Annotated in this window: 15 protein-coding genes; 9 read left to right on the forward strand and 6 right to left on the reverse strand. The window is 58.3% G+C overall.

Annotation, left to right across the window (positions count from 1 at the left end; all coding sequences use genetic code 11):
• Positions 1-187: 187 nt before the first annotated feature.
• Entirely contained in the window at positions 188-967 is a 780-nt protein-coding gene (locus AC2FLU_RS15870; RefSeq protein WP_480516334.1) for a gamma-glutamyl-gamma-aminobutyrate hydrolase family protein, read from the forward strand.
• A gap of 59 nt (positions 968-1026) precedes the next feature.
• Here AC2FLU_RS15870 and AC2FLU_RS15875 read toward each other — a convergent pair whose 3' ends face one another.
• Both AC2FLU_RS15875 and AC2FLU_RS15880 read right to left on the reverse strand, forming a co-directional pair.
• Positions 1027-3267 carry a xanthine dehydrogenase family protein molybdopterin-binding subunit gene (locus tag AC2FLU_RS15875; RefSeq protein ID WP_496809138.1) on the reverse strand — a complete coding sequence of 747 codons (2241 nt, stop codon included), beginning with the start codon at positions 3265-3267 and terminating at the stop codon, positions 1027-1029.
• Between the two features lie 3 nt (positions 3268-3270).
• Positions 3271-3735: a (2Fe-2S)-binding protein gene (locus AC2FLU_RS15880; protein ID WP_480516338.1), complete on the reverse strand. Its 465-nt coding sequence runs from the start codon at positions 3733-3735 to the stop codon at positions 3271-3273.
• Between the two features lie 99 nt (positions 3736-3834).
• Between AC2FLU_RS15880 and AC2FLU_RS15885 the strand changes: the two genes are divergently transcribed.
• Positions 3835-4413 carry a TetR/AcrR family transcriptional regulator gene (locus AC2FLU_RS15885; protein WP_480554095.1) on the forward strand — a complete coding sequence of 193 codons (579 nt, stop codon included), beginning with the start codon at positions 3835-3837 and terminating at the stop codon, positions 4411-4413.
• Here the strand turns inward: AC2FLU_RS15885 and kynU are convergent.
• Positions 4406-5599, reverse strand: coding sequence for a kynureninase (gene kynU, locus AC2FLU_RS15890; protein WP_480554096.1), 1194 nt, complete (start codon positions 5597-5599; stop codon positions 4406-4408). The genes AC2FLU_RS15885 and kynU overlap by 8 nt on opposite strands.
• Before the next feature lie 172 nt (positions 5600-5771).
• Here kynU and AC2FLU_RS15895 point away from each other — a divergent pair, with 172 nt between their 5' ends.
• The 6 genes from AC2FLU_RS15895 to AC2FLU_RS15920 all read left to right on the forward strand — a co-directional run bounded on the left by AC2FLU_RS15895 (position 5772) and on the right by AC2FLU_RS15920 (position 12493).
• Complete coding sequence (locus AC2FLU_RS15895) at positions 5772-6221, forward strand: methyltransferase family protein (protein ID WP_480516344.1); 450 nt, start codon at positions 5772-5774, stop codon at positions 6219-6221.
• 129 nt (positions 6222-6350) lie between these two features.
• A complete protein-coding gene (locus tag AC2FLU_RS15900) occupies positions 6351-7922 on the forward strand; it encodes a Re/Si-specific NAD(P)(+) transhydrogenase subunit alpha (RefSeq protein ID WP_480516346.1) in 1572 nt (523 codons plus the stop codon).
• 13 nt (positions 7923-7935) lie between these two features.
• On the forward strand, positions 7936-9390 hold the full coding sequence (locus tag AC2FLU_RS15905) for an NAD(P)(+) transhydrogenase (Re/Si-specific) subunit beta (protein WP_480476023.1): 1455 nt from the start codon (positions 7936-7938) through the stop codon (positions 9388-9390).
• A gap of 154 nt (positions 9391-9544) precedes the next feature.
• Positions 9545-9901, forward strand: coding sequence for a VOC family protein (locus AC2FLU_RS15910; protein ID WP_480516348.1), 357 nt, complete (start codon positions 9545-9547; stop codon positions 9899-9901).
• A gap of 109 nt (positions 9902-10010) precedes the next feature.
• A complete protein-coding gene (locus tag AC2FLU_RS15915; RefSeq protein ID WP_496812049.1) occupies positions 10011-11288 on the forward strand; it encodes a DUF3422 family protein in 1278 nt (425 codons plus the stop codon).
• A 68-nt stretch (positions 11289-11356) separates the two neighbouring features.
• Positions 11357-12493 (forward strand): MFS transporter, encoded by a 1137-nt coding sequence (locus AC2FLU_RS15920; protein ID WP_496809139.1) that lies wholly within the window; start codon positions 11357-11359, stop codon positions 12491-12493.
• 7 nt (positions 12494-12500) lie between these two features.
• On the opposite strand, the gene AC2FLU_RS15925 is transcribed toward AC2FLU_RS15920, so the two are convergent.
• The 3 genes from AC2FLU_RS15925 to AC2FLU_RS15935 form a co-directional block, all read right to left on the reverse strand.
• The gene (locus AC2FLU_RS15925) at positions 12501-13481 is read right to left on the reverse strand and encodes an ABC transporter permease (protein WP_496809140.1); all 981 of its coding nucleotides are present in this window, start codon (positions 13479-13481) and stop codon (positions 12501-12503) included.
• Positions 13474-14481, reverse strand: a complete 1008-nt coding sequence (locus AC2FLU_RS15930) for an ABC transporter permease (protein ID WP_209504480.1) — start codon at positions 14479-14481, stop codon at positions 13474-13476. The genes AC2FLU_RS15925 and AC2FLU_RS15930 overlap by 8 nt, the downstream gene beginning before the upstream one ends.
• A 93-nt stretch (positions 14482-14574) precedes the next feature.
• Positions 14575-16281, reverse strand: coding sequence for a peptide ABC transporter substrate-binding protein (locus tag AC2FLU_RS15935; RefSeq protein WP_480476033.1), 1707 nt, complete (start codon positions 16279-16281; stop codon positions 14575-14577).
• Between the two features lie 285 nt (positions 16282-16566).
• Here AC2FLU_RS15935 and AC2FLU_RS15940 point away from each other — a divergent pair, with 285 nt between their 5' ends.
• A complete protein-coding gene (locus tag AC2FLU_RS15940; RefSeq protein ID WP_496809141.1) occupies positions 16567-18387 on the forward strand; it encodes an ABC transporter ATP-binding protein in 1821 nt (606 codons plus the stop codon).
• The last annotated feature ends 3 nt before the right edge of the window (positions 18388-18390 follow it).

Raw genomic sequence — 18390 nt, forward strand, 5'->3', positions numbered from 1 at the left:
CTTGGCGCATGTTCCCAACTTGAAGTTTGGTGCTGGGAAAACGTGCCGAGACTGGACTAAATGTCGGGAGAAAATTTGTGCACCCCTGAACACGTCCCTGCGCTGTCACGCAGGAGGTGTATTCTTGCACGACTGTGAAGCTGCGGTTAGCTTCCTTTCCAAGGGGATGAATAACAAGGAAAGCGGAATGTCTCGACCCGTTGTTGGTATTATCGGCAACTCATACCTCATGAACGATCAATACCCGACCCATGCAGGGGGGACGATGAACTCTGACGCTGTGGCGAACGTTTCAGGATGTTTGCCGCTGCTGATCCCCGCCGATCCCCGTTATGTATCGGTTGAGGAGTTGCTGGAGGTTTGCGACGGGTTCCTTCTAACCGGCGGCCGCCCCAATGTGCATCCCGAAGAATATGGTGAACCCGCAACCGAGGCGCATGGAGAGTTTGACCGCGCGCGTGACGCAATCACCTTGCCGCTGGTTCGGGCCTGTGTGGACCGGGGTCAGCCGTTTCTGGGTATTTGCCGCGGATTTCAAGAGGTCAACGTGGCCATGGGCGGAACGCTCTATCCGGAAATTCGCGATTTGCCGGGGCGGATGAACCACCGGATGCCGCCCGATGGTACACTTGAGGAAAAATTTGCACTGCGCCATGTTGTGAAACTGACCAAAAATGGTGTGTTCCACGACTTGTTTGGTGCGCAGGAGGTCATGACCAACACGCTGCACGGGCAGGGGATCAAGTGCATCGGACAGCGTGTGGTGATCGATGGGCATGCGCCGGACGGAACGCCCGAGGCAATTTATGTCAAGGATGCGCCCGGTTTCACGCTGTCCGTGCAATGGCATCCCGAATGGGATGCGATCAACGACCCGGTTTCACGCCCCTTGTTCGAAGCCTTCGGCATGGCTGTGCGGGGATGGGCGGCGGGGATTGCCTGTCAGGCAGTTCAGAAATCAGCCTGACTTGGGCACCGGACCGTGCGGGTGCGCGACGGGCCGGTGAAGGGGAAGGTAAATGGCAATCAGACCAGCAGGTTGAACTGATTGACCAGCGGCAGGCTGCGCGCACGTTTGCCGGTCAGATCAAACAGAGCGTTGCCCAGTGCGGGCATCGAGGGGGGCGTGCCGGGCTCACCAGCGCCGCCCATATGGCGATTGGTCTCCAGAACGCGCACCTCGACTTGTGGCGCGGTATGCATACGAAGGGCGTCATAGTCAGGGAAGTTGAACTGCTCGACTTCCCCGTCGGCAAAGGTGATCGCGCCGAAACATGCAGCCGACAGGCCATACATCATGCCGCCAAACATCTGCGCCTTGACATTTTCCGGGTCCAGCGCCAGCCCCATGTCGCAGGCGATCCAGGCCTTGTGGACGCGGATGGCACCGTCTTCGTCGACCACTTCGATAACTTGAGCCACCGGAGTGCCGAAGCTGTAGGTGAAGGCCACGCCACGGCCCACACCGTCAGGTGTTTTTCCGGTCCAGTTGGACATTTCCCTGACCGCCTCCAGACATCCGGCAGATGGGGCGTGTTCGGTTCTCATCAGCTCTAGCCGGAAGTCCAGCGGGTCGCGCCCTGCGGCATGGGCCAATTCGTCCATGAAGGTCTCGTGGAAAAAGCCGTTGTGGCTGTTGCCGACCGAACGCCAGAAGCCTACCGGGACAGCCAGATCAGCGACGTGGCCGCTCATCCGGTAGTTTGGCACGGCGTAAGGCTGGTTGAAGAACCCTTCGACCAGCACTTTGTCGGGTCCGCCTCCGGGGAAGCCGGTGTAACGCTCGACCGCCTGTTGCGTGCAGGACTGTGCCGCAACCTTGCCGTCAATGAGAACGGCTTTGCCGTCCTGAACAGCGCCGCGCATCCGGGCGATGGCGCCGGGGCGGAAGTAGTCGTGACGCATGTCTTCTTCGCGGCTCCAGGTTGTCTGGACCGGTATGCCAGGCACAGCCATCGCGACCTTGGTGGCGATTTCCGCAAAATCCAGCTCACCCCGGCGGCCAAACCCACCCCCCAGATAGGTGGTGTGAATCTGAACAGCCTCAGTGTCCAGATTTGCGGTATTCGCAGCGCGAAACCGGATCAGCGTCGGGGCCTGATTGCCGCACCACAGCTCCAGAGTATCTCCGGTATAGAGCGCGGTGGCATTCATCGGCTCCATCGTGGCGTGCGCCAGATAGGGCACTTGGTATTCGGCAGTGATCTCGGTCGCGCCATCCGGCGTCATGCTGACATCGCCATCGTCGCGCATAGTCGAGTTCGGCGCGTCGTCAAACGCCTCGGCAATCTTTGAGAAAATGCCGTCCGTATCAGGTGGATATGGTGCATCGCCCCAGTCGATCTCAACAGCCTCAACCGCCTGGTTGGCCAGCCATGTGTTGTTCGCGATCACGGCAACACCAGTGCCCAGATCAACAACCTTCTCGACCCCGGGCATGGAGATTGCCGCACTGTCGTCAAAGCTGATCATCGCGCCACCCAGTTTGGGGTTCATGCGCACGGCAGCAAATTTCATACCGGGCAGGCGAACATCGATGCCAAACTCGGCAGTGCCTGTCACTTTGCCCATCATGTCCAGTCGCGGTTGTGTCCGGCCCAGATAACGCCATTGGGACGGGTCTCGCAAAGGTACCTCGACGGGTTCCAGTCCGGACGCTTCCACTGCAAGATCGGTATAAGCGATCTTGTCACCGTTCGGGGCGATGACATGGCCTGAAGCTGTTTTCAGGTCCGAGGGCGCGACCCCCAACCGATCAGCGGCGGCGCGTTTCAGCGTTTCACGGGCCGAAGCGCCGGCTTGCCGCATCCTCTCGAACCCGTCCTTCATCGAGGTTGAGCCGCCTGTGACTTGCAGGCTTAGGGCCTTGCCAAGAACACCCAATGCTTCACCTAAGTTGTGCTGGAAGTCCGAGATGTCGTAGCCCTTGTTTGGCAGTCCCTCGCCCATCATGGCTGAGTTGTAATAGGCGGTTGCTGCCGGACCGTGCAGGACGGTGATTTGATCCAGATCGACATCCAGTTCTTCGGCGATCAGCGCGGCCCACGTGGTTTTCACGCCCTGTCCCATCTCGGCACGGGGCGCGAACAGGGTGACGCCATTCTGATCGATCAGCACGAAGGGGTTCAGTGTCGCTTCACCTTCTTTCGGTTTCAGCGGGTTGGGGGCAGGGCGGGTGACATAATACGCGCCAAAGGCGACGCCGCCAACAATTGCGGCTGAGCCGATCAGGAACGTACGGCGGAAAATTTTGCCAACAGAAGCCATCTCTTATGCCTCCTTCAACTTGGATGCTGCGTCGTGGATCGCGGCCCGGATGCGAGGGTAGGTGCCACAGCGGCACAGGTTTCCCTGCATCGCCTCATCGATCTCTGCGTCCGTGGGCGCAGGGTTTTGCGCAAGCAGGGCAGCGGCCTGCATGATCTGGCCCGACTGGCAATAGCCACATTGCGCCACCTGATGATCAGCCCAGGACTGCTGGATCGTAGCCAGCGCTTCTGGCGTTCCGACGCCTTCGATTGTGGTCACCTCGCCCCAGACATTCGACAGCGCCACCTGGCATGAGCGTACGGCCTCGCCATCGATATGAACCGTACAGGCCCCGCAAGCGGCGACGCCACAGCCGAACTTGGTGCCGGTCAGGCCAACCTCATCCCTCAGAACCCAAAGCAGGGGGACATCATCCGGCAGGTCGATCTGATGGGGAGTTCCGTTAATCTTCAGGGCCGTCGCCATGGCGCACCTTTTTGTATCTGTGGAAGGTGCTGACATAATGGTTGTAAAGTGTCAGTCTGTCAATTGACAAATTAAACAAAGAATGTCAGAGATTTTCTTATGAAAGATACGAGTGACGAATCCCGGCAGAAAGCGATCCTAGCATCTGCTTTTCAGGCCTTTTCCGCATACGGGTTCCGCAAGACCTCGATGGATGACATTGCGCGCGGTGCAGGGATGTCGCGGCCAGCGGTCTATCTGTATTTCAGGAACAAGGAAGCGATCGTTCGCAAGCTGACCGAACGGCATTACGAGGAAAAGACCGTAGCGGTGGCCGAGGCGTTGAACGGCGAAGGCTCGGTTTCGGACATTGCCAGGAAGGCGATCCATGCCCAGACCGAGGGTATGGCTGCGATTTTGGCGTCGCCGCATGGGCTTGAGATGCTGGACACAACCAAATCCATGGCCATCGATATTGTCGAGCGGGGCGAAGGGGAACTTGCCGCGCTTTATGCCGAATGGCTGAGGCGAGAGCAGGATACTGGCCGCGTTCGCCTGTTCGACACGCCTGAAGAGACGGCGAAAACACTTACGGTCACGCTGAAGGGGATCAAGCTGACTGCGTCAGACGCCGAGGAATTTGAAAGGCGCACCAACCAGTTGGCGGCCCTGATCGGGGCCGGGCTGGAAATCAGGTAACGCGCTGTCGGGATTTGTACTCGGGCGTGTCCCAAAGCTTGTTCTGCATGACATCCGCCAGAATCCCGACTGCACGCTCGACATCACTTTCATCGATATACAGCGGCGTGAAACCAAACCGCATTGTGTCAGGTGCGCGGAAATCTCCGACGACACCACGCGCGATCAGCGCTTGCATCGCGGCGTAGCCTTCCTTGAAGCGGAATGAAACCTGACTGCCACGCTGCTCGGGAACACGCGGGCTGTCCAATTGCAAGTCGGGGCAGGTCGCCTCGACCCGACAGATGAAAAGCTCGGTCAATTCAATGGATTTGGCGCGCACATCCGCCATGTCGGCCATATCCCAGATATCCATGGCCGCCGAAAGTGCGGTCATTTGGATGATCGGAGGTGTTCCAACGCGCATACGCTCAATCCCGCTTCCGGGCCGATAGTCCAGGTCAAAGGCAAAGGGCGCTTCGTGCCCCAGCCAGCCGGACAGGGCCGGGCGCACACTATCTGCCAGTCGGGGCGCAACATAAATGAAAGCGGGCGCACCGGGGCCGCCATTGAGGTATTTATAAGTGCACCCGACTGCGAAATCGGCATTGCACCCTGCAAGGTCAACGGGGATAGCACCTGCGGAATGCGCCAGATCCCAAACCGTCACGACACCATTGGCATGGGCCAGTTCCGTCAGCGCTTTCATGTCGTGCATCCGGCCCGTACGGTAATCCACTTCGGTCAGCATCAGGACCGCGACCTCTTCTGTGATTGCATCTGCGACGCCCTGCGGGTCGACGACGCGCAGTTCGTATGCGCCCCCAAGGGATCGCAGCAGGCCATCGACCATGTACAGGTCTGACGGAAAGTTCCCATTGTCGGAAAGCACAACCTTGCGGGTCGGGTTCAGTTCAAGAGCAGAGGACACGGCCTGATAAACCTTGATCGACAGGGTGTCGCCGGTCACGACGCTGCCCGGCTCGGCACCGATCAGGCGGCCAATTCGATCTCCAAGCCCAGTGGGAAGGCCCATCCAACCGGCCTTGTTCCAGCCGGTGATCAGCATTTGCCCCCATTCCTCGGTCAGCATGTTCTGCACACGAGACGCAGCCGTTTTAGGCAGCGGACCCAACGAGTTGCCGTCCAGATAAATCACGCCCTCGGGCAGGTCGAACATGGCTTTGGTTGCTGCAAAATCGGTCATGAAGGTTCACTCACTTGTGTGGTCGTCTTTTGTTGCATTTGGGGTAGCCGATCCTGACATGTCTGTCTATCGATGCGACATACTGGTCTTTTGCCAATCTGGCCGAAAAACGGTAGGACGTCGGTCAGAAGCGACATATACCCGACACTGTCGTCGCTCATGAGGGATTGGAATGCGCTGGATAGATGTACCGCCGGTTTGGTTGATCGCTTTCGCGGCGCTGGCATGGGCGCAAGCCAGATACATGGCGCTGGGTCTGTCTCTTGAGAGTGGCCTGACCGACCTTCTCAGCGGAGTTCTAATCGGCGGCGGCCTTCTGATGGCCGTTCTAGCCATTGTCGAGTTTCGCCGCCACAAAACAACCGTCATTCCCCATGAGACACCGACCGCGATGGTGCAAACGGGCATCTACAAACGCAGTCGAAACCCGATCTACGTCGGTGACGTTCTGATTCTTGCGGGTTTGATCCTGCGGTTTGACGCCGTGTTGTCACTGGTTTTGGTTCCAGTCTTCGTCTGGGTGCTGGAGCGCCGGTTTATCCTGCCGGAAGAAGACCGCCTGCGCCGGCAGTTCCGCACGGATTTCGCACGCTACGAACGCAAGACGCGGCGTTGGATCTAATGTGGCTGATTTCGTGATGTCACGTAAAAAATGCTGCACTTGCGAAATAATGTTGCGCAGGATACATCTTTGCTTAACAAAGAATACCGACCACCCGCTCGGACAGAGTAAAAATTAGGGGGACTGCCAGTGAAGATAGGCACGCCAAAGGAAATACTGGACGGTGAGAGCCGGGTTGCAATGACGCCCGACTCGGCCGTGCAATTGCAGAAGTTGGGCTATGAGTGCCTGATCGAGAAAGGCGCGGGCGCGGCTGCCGGTTTTTCGGATGCCGCATACGAGGCCGTAGGCGTTGAGGTGGTCAAGACCGCAGCGTCGCTGTGGAAGACCGCGGATATCATTGCCAAGGTTCGGATCCCGACTGAGGCCGAACTGAAACGGTTGACCAAGGGCAAGACCCTGATTTCGTTCTTCAATCCTGCGGGCAACGAAGAAGGAATGGAGCTGGCCAAATCCAAGGGCGCCAACGTGATCGCCATGGAGATGGTGCCACGCATCTCGCGTGCGCAGAAGATGGACGCGCTGTCGTCGATGGCAAATATCGCGGGCTATCGCGCCGTGATCGAGGCAGGCAACAACTTTGGCCGTTTCTTCACCGGTCAGGTGACCGCCGCCGGTAAAGTTCCTCCTGCCAAGGTGCTGATCGTTGGGGCCGGTGTGGCCGGTCTGGCCGCAATCGGGACGTCCACGTCGCTGGGCGCGATCACCTACGCGTTCGACGTGCGCCCTGAAGTGGCCGAACAGGTCGAATCGATGGGGGCGGAGTTCGTCTATCTGGACTTCGAAGAAGAGCAGCAGGATGGCGCGGCCACAGGCGGTTATGCCTCGGTCCAGTCGGAAGAATTCCGCAACGCCCAGCTGGCCAAGTTCCGCGAACTTGCGCCCGAGATGGACATCGTGATCACCACCGCCCTTATCCCCAACCGTCCGGCGCCCAAGCTGTGGCTGGAGGATATGGTCAAGGCGATGAAGCCGGGTTCGGTCATCATCGACCTTGCAGCCGAGCGTGGCGGTAACGTCGAAGGCACTGTGCCGGATGAGAAAGTCGTAACCGATAATGGCGTGACCATAATCGGTTATACAGACTTCCCCAGCCGGATGGCGGCACAATCCTCGTCGCTTTATGCAACCAACATCCGTCACATGATGACTGACCTGACGCCCGAGAAGGACGGTCAGATCAATCACAACATGGAAGATGACGTGATCCGCGGCGCAACCGTGACCCATGCGGGTGAGATTACCTTCCCGCCGCCACCGCCCAAGATTCAGGCGATTGCGGCGCAGAAAAAGCCCGAGGTCAAGGAACTGACCCCGGAAGAGAAAAAGGCGCAGGAGATTGCGGCCTTCAAGGCGCAGACCAAGCAGCAGTTCACCCTTTTGGGTGTTGGTGGCGCGCTGATGCTGCTGGTGGGGCTGGTTGCCCCGGCCAGCTTCATGCAGCATTTCATCGTCTTCGTGCTGGCCATTTTCGTTGGCTTCCAGGTGATCTGGAATGTCTCGCACAGCCTGCACACGCCGCTGATGGCGATCACCAACGCGATCTCGTCGATCATTATCGTTGGGGCGTTGATGCAGATCGGATCGGGGTCGTTCCTGGTCATTCTGCTGGCGGCGCTGTCCGTCTTCATGGCCGGGATCAACATTTTCGGCGGCTTCCTCGTAACCCGGCGCATGCTCGCCATGTTCCAGAAATCTTAAGGAGGCCGGGCACATGGAATTTGGCTTCACCACTGCCGCCTACGTTGTTGCGGCTGTTCTGTTCATCCTTTCCCTTGGCGGGTTGTCGAACCAGGAAAGCGCCAAGCGCGCGGTCTGGTACGGCATCGTCGGCATGGCGCTGGCGGTCTTTGCCACACTGGTTGGCCCCGGTTCTGGCCTGTGGCTGCTGTCGATCCTGCTGATCATTGGCGGCGGTCTGATCGGTCAATACGTGGCGCAGCGCGTCCAGATGACCGAGATGCCGCAGCTGGTGGCCGCGATGCATTCACTCGTCGGTCTGGCCGCTGTGTTTGTGGGTTTCAATGCACATTTTGAAATCGGCAACGTGGCACAGGTCATGGCGATTGCGGATACGGCGAAAGAGGCGGATCTGCATGATCTGGGCACATTTGCCAAACTGATCGCCAAGAAGACACCGGCCGAACTGGCAATCCTGCACGTGGAACTGTTCCTTGGTATCTTTATCGGTGCGATCACCTTTACCGGTTCGGTCGTGGCCTATGGCAAGTTGGCGGGCAAAGTGACCTCGGCGGCGACAAAGCTGCCCGGTGGTCATGCGCTGAACGCGGCGGCAGCGGGCCTCTCGCTGATCTGTCTGATCTGGTACACCGCGTCTGGCGGGCTGTTGCCGCTGATCCTGATGACCCTGGCCGCTCTGTTCATCGGTTATCACCTGATCATGGGCATCGGTGGCGCGGACATGCCAGTGGTTGTGTCGATGCTGAACAGCTATTCGGGCTGGGCCGCGGCGGCGATTGGTTTCTCGCTGGGCAATGACCTGCTGATCGTGGTCGGCGCGCTGGTGGGCTCAAGCGGTGCGATCCTGTCCTACATCATGTGCAAGGCGATGAACCGTCACTTTGTCAGCGTGATCCTGGGCGGCTTTGGTGGCCCGCAGGGTGAACAGATGGCTGTTGAGGGAGAGCAGGTGGCTATTGAGGCTGATGGCGTGGCTGCAGCCTTGAACGATGCCGACAGTGTAATCATCATTCCCGGCTACGGGATGGCGGTTGCGCAGGCACAGCAATCGGTCAGTGAACTGGTCCGTAAGCTGCGCGCCAAAGGTAAAGAGGTGCGTTTCGCGATCCACCCGGTCGCGGGTCGTTTGCCGGGTCACATGAACGTGCTGCTGGCCGAGGCGAAGGTGCCCTATGATATCGTTCTGGAAATGGACGAGATCAATGATGACTTCCCGGACACGGATGTGGCCATCGTTATCGGCTCGAACGACATCGTGAACCCTGCGGCGCAGGAAGATCCCAACAGTCCCATTGCCGGTATGCCAGTTCTGGAATGCTGGAAGGCCAAGCAGGTCTTCGTGTCAAAACGTGGTCAGGGTACAGGGTATTCGGGTATCGAAAACCCGCTGTTCTTCAAGGAAAATACCCGCATGTTCTATGGCGACGCCAAAGCGTCTCTGGACAAGCTGCTGCCGATGATCGAGTGATTAACCGGTTTGATCCATTTGCAAAGGGCGCCTTTGAGCGCCCTTTTCTTTTTTTGTGCTGTTGGGGGCTTTGCCCCCAAACCCCCAGGATATTTATGGCCAGATGAAGCGGGCGGGTTGTGATATACTCGATGCCGTGTGGTAGGAGCGAAACATGCAGAAAGTGAACGGTATAGGGGGCGTATTCTTTCGGGCCAGTGATCCTGAGGCGTTGAGCCGCTGGTACGAAGAACATCTGGGCGTAAACCACTATGATCCGGTGCCCTGGAAGCAGCGCGAAGGGTATACGGTGTTTGCGCCTTTCGCTAAAGACACTGAGTATTTCGGAAACCCGGATCAGCAATGGATGATCAATTTTCGGGTCGATGATCTGGGCGCGATGATACAGCAGCTCGAAGCTGCCGGAATCTCTGTTGAGACCCGCCCAGACTGGGACAGCGAGATCGGAAAGTTCGCTCGGCTTCACGATCCGGAGGGAAATCCGATCGAGCTGTGGCAGCCAAATCAATGAGATAGTCGGTTTGTATACCTTTGTATTCGTGTAAGTATATGAAATAAAATAAGAATTGATGTATCCGAGTTGTGACGTATAGTGCGGACACCGCTATCGGAGCCTCGGAATGACGCCAATCGATGATCACCCGCTGCGCTATGCGCTGGCAAATGAACTTCATGCCCGCCCGTTTCCGGCCGCCGATACGCCGTGCACGGTCGCCTTTCTTGCGATCAAGAAGCGTGAAGCAGCCGTCGCTCGGGACCGCAGTCAGGATATTGCCCATCTGATCGATCTGCTTGACCGACATGGGGCGCAACATCCGCAGCCGGGGGCCACGCATTACGCCGGGCAGATAGGACGCCATTGGCTGAAATGGGAGCAGCACACTGAGTTTGTGACGTATACGGCGATTGTGCCGAATGTCAGCGGCCGCCCCTTCAACCCGGCTGATTTCGAGGTATTTCCCCCGGATTGGCTAATGGCCAGTCCGGGCCAGAGGATCACCTCGCTGCTGATGCGGGTGGTGCCGCGCCCGGAAGATGCGGCTGTAAAGGTCGCTCTGGCTGATTGGTTCGAACCTGAAAGTCTGGCGGTGTCGCGGGTGTTGGATGCTTCAGCAATTTGCGCCAGCGATTTCCGTATCGACCCGGCTGGTCACATGCGTTTTGCCCTGTTCGTGACCGAAGGCACGGGCACGCGCCGCACAGGGCGTATCATCCAGCGGCTGTGCGAGATCGAGACATACAAGGCGATGTCGATGCTTGGCTTTGCCCGCGTCAAACAATTGGCCCCCCGGATCGAGGAACTGGATGCCCAGCTGGCGAAGCTGATGGTTGAAATGACGGATGACACCACCCCACCAGATGCGCTGTTGCCTCAATTGCTGGCCATATCGACCGAGCTCGAGACCATATCGGCCCGCAGTTCGTTCCGATTCGGTGCGACCGGCGCTTACGAGGCGCTGGTCAATCAGCGGATCGATGTCCTGCGCGAGGAAAGGTTCGAAGGCGGCCAAAGCTTTGCCGATTTCATGATGCGCCGTTATGACCCTGCGATCCGTACCGTGAAATCAACAGAACGCCGCCTGCAGGCGCTGTCTGACCGGGCCATACGTGCGGGTGAGTTGTTGCGCACAAGGGTGGACGTCGAGCGGAGTGCACAAAATCAGGCCCTGTTGGAAAGCATGGATCGTCGGGCCGATCTTGCCTTGCGCTTGCAGCACACGGTTGAGGGCCTTTCTGTGGTGGCCATCAGTTATTACGCGGTCTCACTTGTCGGCTACCTTCTGTATCCGTTGACTGCCGCCGGCATAAGCAAGGGAATGCTGACGGCGGCGGCGACGATCCCGGTTGTAGCGGGCGTATGGTTCGCCGTTCGGCGCATCCGCAAACGCCTGGGTTAAGCTGCAATTGCCAATTTGCGCCCAACCTGTAGAACGGGTGAGGCGGGCAGACAGCACGAGGTTCTCTGTTGATTGGTGTTTTCTCGGCATGGCGGGCAGTTGCGACCATGTTCATCCTGAACGGGGCTTTGTTCGGCATCTGGGCCTCGCGCATACCGGCCGTGCGCGACCGGTTGGAGCTGTCCCATGACGCGTTGGGGTACGGGTTGTTGTTCATGGCGGCCGGGGCCGTCTGTTCGTTTCCGGTCACAGGGCGGTTGACGGATCGGTATGGCGCAGTTGCGATAACCCGGATTGTGGCCGTTCTGTACACGCTGTCGCTGGTCCTGCTTGCTGTTGCTGACGGGTTTTGGGCGCTGGCGTTATGTTTGTTTGTTTTTGGCGCCTTTCACGGATCGATGGATGTGGCGATGAATGCCTGGGCCGCCGAGGTCGAGCAGGCATATGACAAACCTGTAATGTCGTCATTCCACGCCATGTGGAGCCTTGGGGCCGGTCTTGGCGCGCTCAGCGGGTACGTGGCTGTTCAGATGGGGCTGACGGTTCTGGTGCATTTCCTATTGGCGGGTGGCGCGGTTGTTGCCTTCGCGCTGGCCTTGTCGTGGGTGCGCTGGACGTCGAAACGGTCCGAGCGGTCGCAAAGCTCGGGTTTTGCTTTGCCCTCGGGCGCGCTGATACTGGTCGGATTCGCGGCCATGTGCGGTGCATTGGGTGAAGGCGCCGTCGCAGACTGGAGCGCGATTTTCCTGCGAGACGTTTCCGGGGCGCCCGAAAGTGTTGCCGCATTGGGCTATGCCGTGTTTTCCGTGACGATGGTGGCGTTTCGCCTAGCAGGCGCGATTGTCATTATGCGGTTTGGTCCCGCTGCGACGGCCCGGTTCGGCGGGATCAGCGCGGCGTTGGGCGTTTTCGCTGTGGTTTCTTCGGTCGCGCCTTTGCCCGCATTGGCGGGGTTTGCGCTGATGGGCATAGGGTATGCGGTGATCATGCCGCTGGCGTTCAGCCGTGCAGCCAGCGATCCGCTTGTCCCGCCGGGGCAAGCCATCGCAAGTGTAGCTACGCTGGGATATGGCGGGTTATTGATAGGGCCGCCGCTGATCGGATTTTTGGCGGAACTGTTTGGCCTGCGTCTGGCGTTCGCCGTGCTGTTGCCATTGGCCGTTCTGATCGTGCTGTTGGCCGGCGCGCTGAGGCGCGCCGACTAAACTTGTTTCAGCGTCCGCGAATGCGGGGATCCAGCGCGTCGCGCAGACCGTCACCCAGATAGTTGACGCTCAGCACCGTCAGCGAGATTGCCAGACCGGGCCAGAATACACGCTCGGGGTATTGCTGAAGATAGTCGACACCATCAAACAACAGGCGGCCCCATGTCGGGAAGTCGGGCGGGAATCCCAACCCAAGGAAGGACAGCGCGCTTTCGGTGATGATCGCTGTGGCAATCCCCAGCGTTGCCGACACCATGATTGGCGACAGAACGTTCGGCAGGATATGCCGCGTGATGATCTGGCTGTTACTGGTGCCGATGGAGCGCGCGGCGAGAACGAATTCACGTTCCTTGATGGCCAGCACGTCGCCGCGCACGATCCGCGCCGTAGGCATCCACGAGGTGATGCCGATGGCACTGACGATCAGAATGAAGATCCCGCGCTCCAGTCCGAATGCGGCTGACAGAGGCTCGCGGAACAGAAGCATCATGACCAGCAGCAAAGGCAGCAGGGGCAGAGCCAGAAACAGGTCGGTCAGGCGCATCAGCGGCCCATCGAGCCGTCTGAAGAATCCTGCCAGAACGCCGATGAACGATCCCAGAAACAGCGCCAGCAACATCGCGGTTATGCCAACCGAGACTGAGGTTTGACCACCCGACATCATGCGCGCAAGAATGTCGCGACCCAATTGATCGGTGCCAAAGGGATGCGTCCAACTGGGGCCCTGATTGCGCGACCGGATATCGATCTGGGTTGGATCGATGCTCCACAGATACGGGCCCAAATAAACACCGGCGACGATGATGATAAACAGGATCGCACCGACCATTGCGCCTTTGTGGGTCTTGAACTGATCCCACACATCGCGCCATTGGCTGCGGGGAGGGGTGGCCAGTTCTTCCATCACGCCGGCCGTTGGCAAGGCGGTTGAAGCAGGTGCAAGTCCTTCGTCCGGGACCAGCGTATCGGTACGATCATGATCAGTCATATCGAATCCTCGGGTCCAGAATGCCGTAAAGCACGTCGGCGATCAGGTTGAACAACACGATCAGTACGGCAAAGATGAAGGTCAGGGTTTGCACCATCGGCAGATCATTGGCCTGAATCGCTCCGATCAGCAGCTGACCGATGCCATTCACTTTGAACACCTGCTCGGTGATGATGGCGCCACCAAAGATGGACGGAATACCCAGCGCAATCACGGTGACCACCGGGATCATCGAGTTTCGCAGAACGTGAACCATGACCACGGTGTATTCGCTGAGACCCTTGGCGCGGGCGGTGCGAACATAATCCTGATTGAGGTTATCCAGCATGGACGCGCGCATGAACCGGCTGAGCTGCGCTGTAATCTGCAAGGCCAGAACCATGACCGGCATGATCATCTGTTTGAGTTGCACAACGAAACTGTCCCAGCTGTTGACCACCAGCGTGGTGTCATAGATCGACGGGAACCAGCCCAGCTGGACCGAGAATATGACGATCACCAGAACACCCGAGAAGAAGGGTGGAACGGAAAAGCCAACCATCGACACGAATGTGCCCATCTGGTCGAACCACGAATACTGGCGGTAGGCCGAATAGATGCCGATGGGCAGCGCGATCAGGATGGCGACCACATAGGCGGTGCCGACAACCCACAGGGTCTGCGGGATACGCTGAACGACGATGTCCATGACCGGTGAGCGGGTCTGCCACGAAATCACACGCAAGTCGCCTTCGGAGAAGGTTGTACCGAATACAGAGTCGACCAATACCTGTGGTTCTATCCAGAAGAACTGCACGATCCATTTCCAGAACCGGATATGCATCGGCTGGCCGAGGCCAAGCGCCTCGCGCATCTTCTCTTTGACTTCCGGGGGAACGGTGAGCGGAACCTGTGCCATCGGGTCGCCAGGGGCAAGCTCGAGCAGCAGGAAGATGACGAGGCTGATGAACAGCAGTGTGGGCACCGCCAACACCAGTCGTCTGATTGTAAAGTTGAGCATTCAAAGGCGCCTTTGTTGATGCGTCTTCTTGTTGGAACGGCCTGCAAATGACCGCGCCCCGAAGATCGGGGCGCGGCTTGGCAGGTTTAACGCTTAGGAGCCGGTTTTGCGGTACCAGTCCGCAACGTTCCAAAGCTCGCTGTCCCAAGTGTTCAGGATCACGCCACCCAACGTGTTGGAATGTGCAGAGACCCGTCCACGATCAACCAGCGGAACCACGACATAGCTGTCCTTGGTCAGCATATCGTTGAGTTTACGTGCAATTTCGCCACGCTTTTCAAGCTCACCGGTGCGGCCCAGTTCGGCCACCAGCTTGTCATACTCGGCGTCACAGTAACGGTTGATGTTCTCACCCTGCCACTGGCTTTCCGGCTTGGGTGCCTTGTCACAGGTGTGCTGCGCAAGATAGCTTTCCGGATCGGTGCCATCGAAGTTGTTGGCGTACATTTCAACGTCTGCATAGAAACGCTGGAATGTGTCCGGGCTGCCCGGGTCACCGCCGAAAAAGACCGACGCGTTGATGTTGCGCAGCTCGGTTTCAACACCGATTTGGCTCCACCATTCCTTGATCAGCGCCTGGAAGTCCTGACGAACAGCGTTGGTCGAGGTTTGATAGACCAGCGACAGTCTTACACCATCCTTGGCGCGGACGCCGTCAGCGCCTTTCACCCAGCCGGCTTCATCCAGCATCTGGTTCGCGCCGTCAATGTCCTGCGTCAGACACTCGGTGTTGTCGCTTGCGTACAATGCCGGGGCCGGTACCAGGTTGCAGGTCGGGCGACCGGCTTGACCGTAGCCAATCTCAACCAGAAGATCACGGTCGATTGCCATCGACAGGGCCTTGCGAACAGCCAGTTCCGACAAGGCTGGGTGCGGATGTTTGGCGGTTGAACGTTCGCCTTCAGGCAGGCTGGGGGACGGATCTGTCATGTTCATTTCGATCCGCTCAACCAGGGTCCCGAATGCCGCGATGGGAGTACCTTTACCACCTTCCTTCATCTGCTCGATGACTTCAGGCGCCAGCTGCAGGTTCCACGCATAGTCGAATTCGCCGGTTTCCATCACAGCACGGCCAGCCGCCGTTGCGTCACCGCCACCTTTGAAGGTCAGCGTGGCAAAAGCGGGCTTGTTTGGGTCACGATAATTCGGGTTGGCCGACATGGTGATCACGTCGTTTGGCTTGAATTCGTCCACAACAAACGGGCCGGTTCCGATCGGGCCAAAGTTCTGGTCTGTACATTCAGGCGCCTTGGAGCCCATGCAGTTCTGAAACTGGGCCATCTGGATAATTGGCGACTGACCACCCATGAACGGGCCATAGGGGTTCGGCTTTGGTTCGGCAAAGTTGACCTTGATGGTCAGATCGTCGATTGCCTCCACGCTTTCGACGCCTTCAAACTTGGCAAGCTGGGCGCAACCACCTTCCGGATGCATGCAATAATCCGCGGTGAACTTTACGTCGGCCGACGTCACGGGCGATCCATCGGACCAGACCAAACCGGATTTCAGCTTCCACGTGATCGATTTCAGATCCGACGAAACACCACCGTTTTCCACGGTCGGGATATCCTCGGCGAGATAGGCTACAAGGTTCCCGTCTTGGTCATAGCGACCGAGCGGTTCAATCACCAACGAAGCCGATTCGATGTCTTTGGTGCCCGAGGACAGGTACGGGTTCAGGATCGACGGAGCCTGCCAGTAAATGATGCTGACATTGCCGTCCGATCCACGCTCAGCAAAGGCCGCAGGGGCCATCGCCGTGCTTGCAATCGCACCAAGCAAAAGGGTTTTGATTTTCATAAGTTACTCCCAAGTTGGACACGTTCGTGTCTCGATTATCTCCGCAAGGCCTGCGGGTTTGGCGTTGCCGCCCCAAGGTAAGGTTTTGATCAACAAAGATAATAGCGCTAACGATTTCAGTCTGCGCCGCCTCCCCAGGTCGGTTACATGGCGTATCGAAACAGAACCTGAGAAAATTGCAAGTAGTGCCGTCGCGAAAATGTGTAATGGGTTTGACTTTTCCCGGCGGCCCGCCTTAGCGTTCGGAATTCAGAAAAAGAATACCGTCGTCAAGGGAGCGCGCGCGTGCTGGATCAGCCTATTGCACAGATTAAAAAACTGCGGGTGGAGTTTCAGACGAAGGATGGCCCCGTTGTCGGTGTTGAGGATGTCTCGTTCGAGATCAAACCGGGTGAAACCGTTTGTATCGTTGGCGAATCGGGCTCGGGGAAATCGGTGTCGTCGCTGTCGCTGATGCGGCTGGTCGAGTTCGGAGGGGGTGAAATCGCGGGTGGTGAACTTCTGTTCGATCGCCGCGATGGGGGCGAAATGGACCTGTCCAAAGCCGATCCGGATCTGATGAAACAGATTCGCGGCAACGAGATCGGGATGATTTTTCAGGAGCCGATGACGGCGCTGAACCCAGTTTTTACCGTTGGTCGCCAGTTGACCGAAGGTCTGCGCATCCACAAGCAGATGTCGAAGGTACAGGCCGAGGACCGGGCGCTTGAGTTGCTGCGCCAGGTTCGCATCCCCGAGCCTGAGCGTCGTTTGAAACAGTACCCGCATGAGCTGTCGGGCGGGATGCGCCAACGTGTCGTCATCGCAATGGCGATGGCCTGCGAACCCCGCTTGCTGATCGCGGATGAACCTACCACAGCGCTGGACGTGACCATTCAGGCCGAGATCCTGGCCCTGATGGATCGCCTCAAGCGCGAAACCGGTACGGCGGTAATGTTCATCACCCATGACATGGCGGTTGTGGCGCAGATGGCTGACCGTGTTGTCGTCATGTATCGCGGCAACAAGGTCGAAGAGGGGACCGTCAGGGAAATCTTTGAAAACCCGCAGCATGATTACACCAAGGCGCTTTTGGCCGCAGTGCCGAAGCTGGGTGAAATGCAGGGTAAGTCGGCGCCCGAACCGATGAAGTTGCTGGGTGTCGAGGGGCAGAAAATTGCACCCATCCCCGGAACCGAAGAAGTTTTGTTGACGGTAAAGAACCTGACCACGCGGTTTCCGGTCAAAGGTGGTCTTCTGCGGCGCACGATCTCGAACGTTCATGCGGTGGAGGATGTGTCATTCACACTGAACAAAGGTCAGACGCTCAGCCTTGTGGGCGAATCCGGGTGCGGCAAGTCCTCGGCCGGGCGTTCGATCCTGCGGCTGGTCGAGCCGATGGCGGGTGAGGTCAATCTGGACGGTGTCGATATCATGAAGCTGGACCCGTCCGGCCTGCGCAAGGCGCGGCTGGACATGCAGATGATCTTTCAGGACCCGTTCGCCTCGCTGAACCCACAAATGCAGCTGGTCGATCAGGTCGCCGAGCCGATGCGCAACTATGGCGTGGCGTCGGGATCCGAGTTGCAGGACCGCGTCGCACAATTGTTCGACAAAGTGCAGCTGCCGCGCAGCTTCATGCGTCGTTTCCCGCATGAAATGTCCGGTGGGCAGCGTCAGCGGATCGCGATTGCCCGCGCACTGGCCCTGAACCCCAAGCTGATCATCGCGGATGAGGCGGTCTCGGCCCTCGATGTGTCGGTTCAGGCACAGGTTCTGAACTTGATGATGGAACTGCAATCCGATTTGGGACTGTCTTATCTGTTCATCAGCCATGACATGGCCGTGGTTGAACGTGTCAGCCACTATGTCGGCGTTATGTATCTGGGCCGCATTGTGGAACTGGGCCCGCGTGCGCGTGTGTTTGAAAACCCACAACACCCCTATACGCAGGCGTTGATGAAGGCAGTTCCAATTGCTGACCCGAACAAGCGAAAGACTGAAAAAGACCTGAACTTCAAACCGATCCCGTCACCAATCCACCCTGTCGATTTCAAACCGGAACCCTCTCAATATCACGAGGTTGAACCGGGTCACTTTATCCTGACCACAGACAGTGGGTACTGACCC

The sequence above is a fragment of the Ruegeria sp. SAZD013 genome, assembly GCF_059612525.1.

Coding starts and splice junctions, on each gene's coding strand:
- AC2FLU_RS15870 (WP_480516334.1), top strand. CDS start 188: ATGTCTCGACCCGTTGTTGGTATTATCGGCAACTCATACCTCATGAAC.
- AC2FLU_RS15875 (WP_496809138.1), bottom strand. CDS start 3,267: ATGGCTTCTGTTGGCAAAATTTTCCGCCGTACGTTCCTGATCGGCTCA.
- AC2FLU_RS15880 (WP_480516338.1), bottom strand. CDS start 3,735: ATGGCGACGGCCCTGAAGATTAACGGAACTCCCCATCAGATCGACCTG.
- AC2FLU_RS15885 (WP_480554095.1), top strand. CDS start 3,835: ATGAAAGATACGAGTGACGAATCCCGGCAGAAAGCGATCCTAGCATCT.
- kynU (WP_480554096.1), bottom strand. CDS start 5,599: ATGACCGATTTTGCAGCAACCAAAGCCATGTTCGACCTGCCCGAGGGC.
- AC2FLU_RS15895 (WP_480516344.1), top strand. CDS start 5,772: ATGCGCTGGATAGATGTACCGCCGGTTTGGTTGATCGCTTTCGCGGCG.
- AC2FLU_RS15905 (WP_480476023.1), top strand. CDS start 7,936: ATGGAATTTGGCTTCACCACTGCCGCCTACGTTGTTGCGGCTGTTCTG.
- AC2FLU_RS15910 (WP_480516348.1), top strand. CDS start 9,545: ATGCAGAAAGTGAACGGTATAGGGGGCGTATTCTTTCGGGCCAGTGAT.
- AC2FLU_RS15915 (WP_496812049.1), top strand. CDS start 10,011: ATGACGCCAATCGATGATCACCCGCTGCGCTATGCGCTGGCAAATGAA.
- AC2FLU_RS15925 (WP_496809140.1), bottom strand. CDS start 13,481: ATGACTGATCATGATCGTACCGATACGCTGGTCCCGGACGAAGGACTT.
- AC2FLU_RS15930 (WP_209504480.1), bottom strand. CDS start 14,481: ATGCTCAACTTTACAATCAGACGACTGGTGTTGGCGGTGCCCACACTG.
- AC2FLU_RS15935 (WP_480476033.1), bottom strand. CDS start 16,281: ATGAAAATCAAAACCCTTTTGCTTGGTGCGATTGCAAGCACGGCGATG.